Below are 8,472 nucleotides of genomic sequence, written 5' to 3'. Positions count from 1 at the left end.
GGCGTCCCCGGCTTCCTCATCAAGATGGACGTCATGCCGGGCCAGAACAACCACTTCCAGGTGACGCCCAAGGTCGAGGGCACCTACGCCGGCAAGTGCTACGAGCTGTGCGGTGTCTACCACTCGCGCATGCTCTTCAACGTCGACATCGTGTCCGAGGCCGAGTACGAGGACTACCTCCAGGGCCAGTACGACGCCGGTTTCGTCTCCGACGACCCGGTCTGCGGCGGCACCTACGCCCGCACCCAGGTGGCCAAGGAAGAATCCGACTCCATCATCAAGGAGGCCTGCCTGTGACCACCACCGCACCGCCGCCCGCTGGCACCACCGTGCCCGAGCCGCGCAAGCCGCTGGGTCGTCAGCTGGTCACCATCATGACGACGACCGATCACAAGCTGATCGGCAAGCTCTACCTCGGCACGTCCTTCGCCTGGTTCCTCATCGGCGGACTGATGGCGATGCTGATCCGCTCCGAGCTCGCCTTCCCGGGCAGCCAGGTCGTCAACGACGAGCTCTACAACCAGCTCTTCACCATGCACGGCACGATCATGCTGCTGCTCTTCGCGACGCCGCTGTTCTTCGGCTTCGCCAACGTGATCATGCCGCTGCAGATCGGCTCGCCGGACGTCGCGTTCCCGCGGCTCAACATGTTCTCCTACTGGCTGTTCCTCTTCGGCGGCATCATCGCCGGGTCGGGCTTCCTGACCCCGGCCGGCGCCGCTGACTTCGGCTGGTTCGCCTACACGCCGCTCTCCGACGCCGTTCGCTCGCCGGGTGTCGGCGGTGACCTGTGGATCATGGGCCTCTGGCTCGCCGGCCTCGGCACGATCCTTGGTGCGGTCAACTTCATCACCACGATCATCTGCATGCGCGCGCCCGGCATGACGATGTTCCGGATGCCGCTGTTCGTCTGGAACACGCTGGTCACCAGCCTCCTGGTGCTCATCGCGTTCCCCGTGCTCGCCGGTGCGCTGCTGTCGCTGGAGGCCGACCGTCAGTTCGGTGCTCACGTGTTCGACACCGCACACGGTGGCGCGATTCTGTGGCAGCACCTGTTCTGGTTCTTCGGACACCCCGAGGTCTACATCATCGCGCTGCCGTTCTTCGGCATCGTGACCGAGATCCTCCCGGTCTTCAGCCGCAAGCCGATCTTCGGCTACGTCGGACTGGTCGGCGCCACGCTCGGCATCGCGATCCTCTCGGTCGCCGTGTGGGCCCACCACATGTTCGTGACCGGGGCGGTCAACCTGCCCTTCTTCGCCGGTATGACGTTCTTGATCGCGGTCCCGACAGGGGTGAAGTTCTTCAACTGGATCGGGACCATGTGGGGCGGATCCATATCGTTCGACACCCCGATGCTGTGGTCGATCGGCTTCCTGACCACCTTCCTCTTCGGTGGTCTGACCGGCGTCATCCTCGCCAGCCCGCCGCTGGACTTCGCGGTCTCCGACTCCTACTTCGTGGTCGCGCACTTCCACTACGTCGTCTTCGGCACCGTGGTGTTCGCGATGTTCGCGGGCTTCTACTTCTGGTGGCCCAAGTTCACCGGTCGGATGCTCGACGAGCGCCTGGGCAAGGTGCACTTCTGGCTGCTCTTCGTGGGCTTCCACACCACCTTCCTCGTCCAGCACTGGCTCGGTGTCGAGGGGATGCCGCGTCGCTACGCCGACTACCTCGTGAGCGACGGCTGGACCGGTCTCAACCAGATCTCCACGATCGGCGCGTTCCTCCTCGGAGCCTCGACGCTGCCGTTCCTCTACAACGTCTACGTCTCGCGCCGCAACCCCCTGGTCGAGGTCGATGACCCGTGGGGCTGGGGTCGTTCGCTCGAGTGGGCCACCAGCTGCCCGCCGCCGCGGCACAACTTCCACAGCATCCCGCGCATCCGTTCGGAGTCGCCGGCCTTCGACCTGCACCACCCCGAGGTGGCTGCGATCGAGCTGGACGAGAACGAGGCTGCCCGCGACGGCAAGTTCGCCGACGCCCCCGACATGGAGGGGCGCGACACGCTCATCCAGGAACGACTCGACACCGACACCGAGGGAGACCAGACGCGATGAAGGTCGAAGCCTGGATCTTCGGCGTCACCACCATCTTTCTGGTGCTGGTGACCCCTGCCTACTGGCTCGTGACCGACAGCGCCGGCAATGGCAACGTCGGCGGCGGCGGTGGCGACTGGACGGGGACGTCTGCGCTGGCCATGACCGGTCTGCTGACCCTGATGGTCGCGCTCTACCTCGGCTTCCACGCCAAGAAGATGGATGCGCGTCCTGAGGACCGTCACGACGGTGAGATCGCCGACGGCGCGGGCGAGCTCGGGTTCTTCCCGCCGTACTCGTGGTGGCCCCTCTGGTGCGGCGCGACCCTCGGCGTGATCGTGTTCGCCGTCGCGATGGCGGCCTGGTGGCTCTTCGCCATCGGCGCGGTCTTCGGCACGCTCGCACTGAGCGGCCTGATCTTCGAGTACTACCGCGGCGAGCACGCCCACTGATCCACCTCGTCGTGGCTGGCTACAGCCATCGATGACACAGCACCACCGGGGTTCCTTTACCCTTGATCGAGAGTCGCCCAGGATCCACCGGCGGCTCTCGATCAGCTTTTTGAGGAGCCGCCGCATGTCCGTGCAGTCGTCGAAGCGCCGTCTGGCCCTCGTGGCCGTCGCCACGATGGCGTGCAGTGGACTGGTGGCCTGCTCGGACGCCGGCACGGACGCATCCTCGCCGTCCGCGGGCGTCGAGGTCGGCGGACAGCGCGGTGCGAGGGACGCGTCCGCCCCAGGGGCGTCCGGCCCGGTCGTGAGCACCACCCCGCGACGTGCGGCACGTGACGTCCCCGTGTCGACGCTCGTCCGGGTCCGTGCGGCGGGCGGCACCCTGGCGTCGGTGACCGTGCGCTCGGCGAGCGCGCAGGTCGCTGGATCGATGAGCGAGGACCGCTTCGCCTGGACTGCTGCGGAGCGTCTCGAGCCGGGCACCGACTACACCATCGTCACAGTTGTCGAGGACGCCGACGCGGGGGAGCGCACCCGTCGTACGAGCCGTTTCACCACCCAGGACCTCACGCTGGACGAGCAGACCTACGCCTCCGTGGCACCGCTCCAGGGCGAGACCGTGGGCGTCGGGATGCCCGTGGTCGTCAGCTTCGACCTGGCCGTGCGCAACAGGGCAGAGTTCGAGAAGAGCATGTCTGTGACCTCTGTGCCCGAGCAGGTGGGCTCCTGGCACTGGCTCAGCGACAACGAGGCGCACTGGCGTCCCAAGAAGTACTGGCAGGCCGGCAGCGAGGTCACGGTCGACGTCGACATCAACGGTGTCGACGCAGGTCGGGGGATCTACGGGCAGGAGAGCCGGTCGGTCGACTTCACCGTCGGAGGCCGCAACATCTACCGGGTGGACGCCCGGACCCACCAGATGAAGGTCTTCAGCAACGGCGACCTCCTGCGCACGATTCCGATCACCACGGGCAAGGCCGGCTTCACGACGCGCTCTGGCACCAAGGTGATCATGGAGAAGCACGACTCGAAGCGGATGAACTCCGAGACCGTCGGCATCAGCGGCTCCGAGGCCTACGACATCGACAACGTGCAGTACGCCATGCGGCTGACCTACTCGGGGGAGTTCATCCACGCTGCCCCGTGGTCGGTGGGCTCGCAGGGGAGCGCGAACGTCTCGCACGGCTGCACCGGTCTGAGCACCGACCAGGCGCGCTGGCTCTACTCCCTGAGTAAGCGAGGTGACGTGGTCGAGTACACCGGCACCGACCGCCCGATGACCTTCACCAACGGTTTCGGCGACTGGAACAAGTCCTTCAGCGACTACGCCGCCGGCTCCGCCCTCTGATCCCTCAAGTCCCTCCACTCCCTCCACCATGTGGGCGGGGGAGTGGCGGGGGGGCCAGGACAGGCGCAAGGCCCCGCGACGCACGAGGGCCCGCCAGACGACGTCTGGCGGGCCCCCGTGGGTGCTGCGGGTGGTGCTGGTGACTCAGTGGTCTCCGCGGAGGTTCTCTCCCTCGACGGCGTGGTGCCCGTCGAACTGGTGACCATCAGCGGAGTGACCGTCGAGCGCAGCGGTGAGCGCGTGCTCGTGCTCGGCGTGGTGGTGCGCCTCCTCGAGCTCGGCAGCCGTCGGCTTCTGCACGTTGTCGGCGTACATCAGGGTCGACAGCTTGCTGCGGATCCCGTCGAGACGGCCACCGGGAGCGGCGACGCCGTTCTCGTCGACCTTCTGCGACGGCGTCCAGGCCTGCTCACGGTCGCGAGCGGTGAGCGTGTAGGCCGCGTTCTCGCTGATCGGGAGGTGTCGCTCGCTGTAGCCGCCCTCGGGGGAGCGCATGATGACGCCGGTCTCGTAGCCGTGGAGCAGCTTGTTCTCATCGTGACGCTGGAGCGAGATGCACCAGCGACGGGTGATGTAGAACGCCAGGGCCGGTCCGAGGAAGATCGCAACGCGCATGAAGTAGGTGATCTGGTTGATGCTCAGATCCAGCCTGATGGCGATGAGGTCGTTGCCGCCGGCCGCCCAGGCGAGGCCGTAGAAGGTCATCAGGGAGACCATGACCGCGGTGCGGGTCGGGGCGTTGCGGGGGCGCTCGAGCAGGTGGTGCTCGCGCTTGTCGCCGGTGATCCACGCCTCGATGAACGGCAGGAGCATCAGGATGACCAGCATCAGCGGCGGGACGATCAGGATCGGGATCATGATGTTCCAGCTGATCGGTTCGCCGAAGATCGTCGACTCCCAGCCCGGGATGATGCGGAGCAGACCGTCGGGCCAACCCATGTACCAGTCAGGCTGCGAGCCAGCGGTGACCTTGGTCGGGTCGTAGGGGCCGAACTTCCACACCGGGTTGATCGTGAGCAGTCCGCCCATGACCGCGGTGGCGCCGAAGACGATGAAGAAGAATCCACCGGCCTTGGCGGCGTACACGGGGAGCATCGGGAAACCGACGACGTTCTCCTCGGTGCGGCCGGGTCCGGGCCACTGGGTGTGCTTGTGGTAGACGAGCAGCAACATGTGCGCTGCGATCAGACCCAGCAGCAGACCCGGGATGAGCAGGATGTGGATCGTGTAGAGGCGAGGAATGATCGAGTCGCCGGGGAACTCTCCGCCGAAGAGGAAGAACGACATGTAGGAGCCGACGACCGGGGTCGCCTTCAGGAACCCGTCGGCGGCGCGGACGCCGGTGCCGGAGAGCAGGTCGTCGGGCAGCGAGTAGCCGGTGAAGCCCTCGAGGGTTCCGAGGAGCAGCAGGAGGCAACCGATGACCCAGTTGAGCTCACGGGGCTTGCGGAAGGCGCCGGTGAAGTAGACGCGCATCATGTGGATCATCATCGAGGCGATGAAGATGCTCGCGGCCCAGTGGTGCATCTGACGCATCAGCAGGCCACCACGGACATCGAAGGAGATGTTCAGGGTGGAGGCCATCGAGCGGGACATCTCGACGCCGCGCAGCGGGTCGAAGGAGCCTTGGTACTCGATCTCGGCCATGCTGGGGTCGAACCAGAGCGTCAGGAACACGCCGGTGAGGAGCAGCACGACAAAGCTCCACAGAGCGATCTCGCCCAGCATGAACGACCAGTGGTCTGGGAAGACCTTGCGCAGGTTCTTCTTCATCGCGCCGCCGAGGCCGAGGCGCTCGTCGGCCCAGTTGGCCACGGCTCCGACCTTGGCCGGCTTCTTCGGCGTCGCAGCCATCGTGCTGTTGCTGTCGGCTACACGACTGGTGTCGATACTCACTGCCCACGCCCCCAATAACTCGGTCCCACGGGTTCGGTGAAGTCGCTCTGGGCGACCAGGAATCCTTCGTCATCCACCGAGAGCGGCAGCTGCGGAAGTTCGCGAGCCGCCGGTCCGAACACGACTTTAGCCGAGTCGGCGAGATCGAAAGTAGATTGGTGACAGGGGCACAGCACGTGGTGCGTGGTGCGCTCGTAGAGCGAGATCGGGCAACCCACGTGGGTGCAGATCTTGGAGTAGCAGACGATGCCCTCGACGCTCCAGTCCTCTCGGCCCGGCCCGGGAACGATCTCCTCAGGCTCCATGCGTACGACGATGACGGCCGCCTTGGCCTTCTGCACCTGGAGCTCGGTGCCCTCGAGCTGGAACATGCCGTCGGGGACCGCGTTGACCAGGTCGCCGATCTGCAGGTCGGCGGCGCGGATGGGCGTGCCGACGACGTCGCGCACGACTCGCTTGCCGGCCTTCCAGATGGTGTGCTCGAGGCCGAGACCCTCTTCCTCGTTCTCCACCTGGCTCGGCGTGGGGCCGAGGTCACGCAGCAGCACGATGGGGGCCAGCGCAATGACGCCGATGGCGCCGAACAACGAGTTGCGGATGAGGGGGCGTCGCGCGATGCCCGATTCCTCCAGGCCCACGTTGAGCGCCGCGAGCGAGGCCTCGCGGTCCTCGTCGGAGGAGCGCGCGGGGTGGCGCATCTCCATGATCTCCTGGTCGGTCATCAGCTTGCGCGCCCACTGGATGATCCCGACCCCGATGCAGAGCAGGGCCAGTCCGAGGGTCAGGCCGAGGGCGACGGTCGAGGCGCCGAGCCCTCCGGTGACGTCCCAGTCGTCGCCCACCTTGAAGACGAAGTAGGAGACGAAGAACAGCACGGTGAACACCGCCGAGGCGGCGAAGAAGCCGGCGACCTGACGCTCTGCGCGCTTGGCGAGCCCTTCGTCGACGTCGGTCGGACGCCACGTGTGGGCCGGCAGGCCCGGGTCGGGCAGGGGGTCGGAGACCTTGGCGACTTCTCCGGAGGGCTTGTCTGGCTGGATGCTCATGCGAGGTCTCCGTGATCGACGGCGGTCGAGGTCTTGCTCCGGGTCGAGCGGGTGGTGTGGGCGGCGATCCACACCGCGAAGCCCACGAGTCCGCCGATGCCGATGATCCAGGCAAAGATGCCCTCGGACACCGGGCCGAGCGAGCCGAGGCCGAAGCCGCCGTAGGAGGGCTGCTCGTCGGTCGCCTCGAGGTAGGCGATGACGTCGCGCTTCTGGTCGGGCGCCAGGTTGCCGTTGGAGAAGCTCGGCATCGACTGAGGACCGGTGAGGAGTGCTTCGTAGACGTACTTCGGCTCGACACCGCGCAGGGTCGGCGCGTAGCCCCCGCGCGGCATGGCGCCACCCTGCCCGTCGAAGTTGTGGCAGGCGGTGCAGTTGGTGAGGAAGATCTGTCCACCTCGGGAGATGGCCGCTTCCTTGTCGAAGGCGGTGCCGTCCTCGTTGGTCTCGGGGAGGGTGTAGTTGGACTCGTCAGGAATGGCCGGGCCGGTGCCGAGGGAGTCGACGTAGGCAGCGAGCTGAAGCGTCTCCTCCTCGTTGTAGACCGGGGGCTTGCGCTCGGCCTGCTGGCCGGGCTGGACCAGCGGCATGCGGCCGGTGCCCACCTGGAAGTCGACCGAGGCCGCGCCCACGTCGGCGAGTGGCGGACCGTACTGGTCGCCGCTGGCGGTCAGCACGCCCTCGCCGTTCTGGCCGTGGCAGAAGGAGCAGCCGTTGATGAACAGCTCCTTGCCGGACTGGATGTCCTCGGCGGTCGTGTTCGTCTCCCCGGCGCTCGCGCCGGGGGAGAAGGCGGAGTAGAGGCCGCCGGTGAAGAGCAGGCCCAGCACGAGGACCAGGGCGCCCGCGAGGGGGGTCCGGCGGTGCCGGGAGAGCCGACCTGCGGAGCGGTTCAGGAAGCGCACTTTCTCATCCCTTGATAGCTGAAGTGGGGCGGACGGAGGGGGACTGTCGGTTCGTCACTTGATGAGGTAGATCGTGGCGAAGAGCCCGATCCACACGACGTCGACGAAGTGCCAGTAGTAGGAGACGACGATGGCGCTCACGGCCTGCTCGTGCGTGAACTTGCGAGCCATGTAGGTACGCCCGAGCACGAAGAGGAAGGCGATCAGCCCGCCTGTGACGTGCAGGCCGTGGAACCCGGTCGTCAGGTAGAACATCGAGCCGTAGGCCGTCGAGGTGTCACCCGGACCGCCGTCACCGCCCATGGTGATGCCCTCGTGGACGAGCTCGGCGTACTCGAGGGCCTGGCCACCGATGAAGATGGCCCCCATCACGTACGTGAGGATGAACCACTCGCGCAGACCCCACTTGCGGAAGTCGAAGAGCGAGCCCGACCGACCCACCTGGCCACGCTCGGCAGCGAAGACGCCGAGCTGGCAGGTGAGCGACGACAGCACCAGGATCGTGGTGTTGATCGACGCGAAGGGCACGTTCAGCGCTTCGGTGCTGTCGGCCCACAGTTCGGGACTGACCGAGCGGATCGTGAAGTAGGACGCGAACAGGGCCGCGAAGAACATCAGCTCGCTGGAGAGCCAGATGATCGTGCCGACCGCCACCATGCTCGGGCGGTCGTGATGCCCGTGCAGTCGGGAGGCCGGGATGGGAGCTGTTGTCGTTGCCACGAGATCATTATGGCGTGAACTTCTCGCGAGGGCACCTCGACCCCCGGGTGAAGGTGAAGTTCTATC

General features: G+C 66.6%; 7 protein-coding genes and 1 pseudogene. 4 read left to right on the top strand and 4 right to left on the bottom strand.

The window, feature by feature from the left end:
• From VOI19_RS08860 to VOI19_RS08845, 4 genes and pseudogenes are all read left to right on the top strand, one after another.
• Positions 1–297: pseudogene (locus VOI19_RS08860) on the top strand (cytochrome c oxidase subunit II); the annotation flags it as partial.
• Entirely contained in the window at positions 294–2,060 is a 1,767-nt protein-coding gene (ctaD, locus tag VOI19_RS08855) for a cytochrome c oxidase subunit I (RefSeq protein WP_416366362.1), read from the top strand. The pseudogene VOI19_RS08860 and the gene ctaD, both read left to right, overlap by 4 nt.
• The gene (locus tag VOI19_RS08850; protein ID WP_323792599.1) at positions 2,057–2,491 is read left to right on the top strand and encodes a cytochrome c oxidase subunit 4; all 435 of its coding nucleotides are present in this window, start codon (positions 2,057–2,059) and stop codon (positions 2,489–2,491) included. The genes ctaD and VOI19_RS08850 overlap by 4 nt, the downstream gene beginning before the upstream one ends.
• 124 nt (positions 2,492–2,615) lie before the next feature.
• Entirely contained in the window at positions 2,616–3,839 is a 1,224-nt protein-coding gene (locus tag VOI19_RS08845) for an Ig-like domain-containing protein (protein ID WP_323792598.1), read from the top strand.
• Between the two features lie 144 nt (positions 3,840–3,983).
• Here the strand turns inward: VOI19_RS08845 and VOI19_RS08840 are convergent, their stop codons facing one another.
• From VOI19_RS08840 to VOI19_RS08825, 4 genes are read right to left on the bottom strand one after another with little or no spacing between them, the layout of a single operon-like run.
• Entirely contained in the window at positions 3,984–5,693 is a 1,710-nt protein-coding gene (locus tag VOI19_RS08840) for a ubiquinol-cytochrome c reductase cytochrome b subunit (protein WP_323792597.1), read from the bottom strand.
• Positions 5,694–5,731: 38 nt separating this feature from the next.
• Positions 5,732–6,781 (bottom strand): ubiquinol-cytochrome c reductase iron-sulfur subunit, encoded by a 1,050-nt coding sequence (locus tag VOI19_RS08835; protein ID WP_323792596.1) that lies wholly within the window; start codon positions 6,779–6,781, stop codon positions 5,732–5,734.
• Positions 6,778–7,686: a c-type cytochrome gene (locus VOI19_RS08830; RefSeq protein WP_416366361.1), complete on the bottom strand. Its 909-nt coding sequence runs from the start codon at positions 7,684–7,686 to the stop codon at positions 6,778–6,780. The genes VOI19_RS08835 and VOI19_RS08830 overlap by 4 nt, the downstream gene beginning before the upstream one ends.
• A 54-nt stretch (positions 7,687–7,740) precedes the next feature.
• Positions 7,741–8,385: a cytochrome c oxidase subunit 3 gene (locus VOI19_RS08825; RefSeq protein WP_416366363.1), complete on the bottom strand. Its 645-nt coding sequence runs from the start codon at positions 8,383–8,385 to the stop codon at positions 7,741–7,743.
• Positions 8,386–8,472 lie beyond the last annotated feature (87 nt).

The sequence above is a fragment of the Nocardioides sp. genome, from assembly GCF_034670285.1.
GTDB lineage: Bacteria > Actinomycetota > Actinomycetes > Propionibacteriales > Nocardioidaceae > Nocardioides.
The sequence above is the reverse complement of the archived record's forward strand: the minus strand, read 5'-3'. Positions and strand labels throughout refer to the sequence as shown.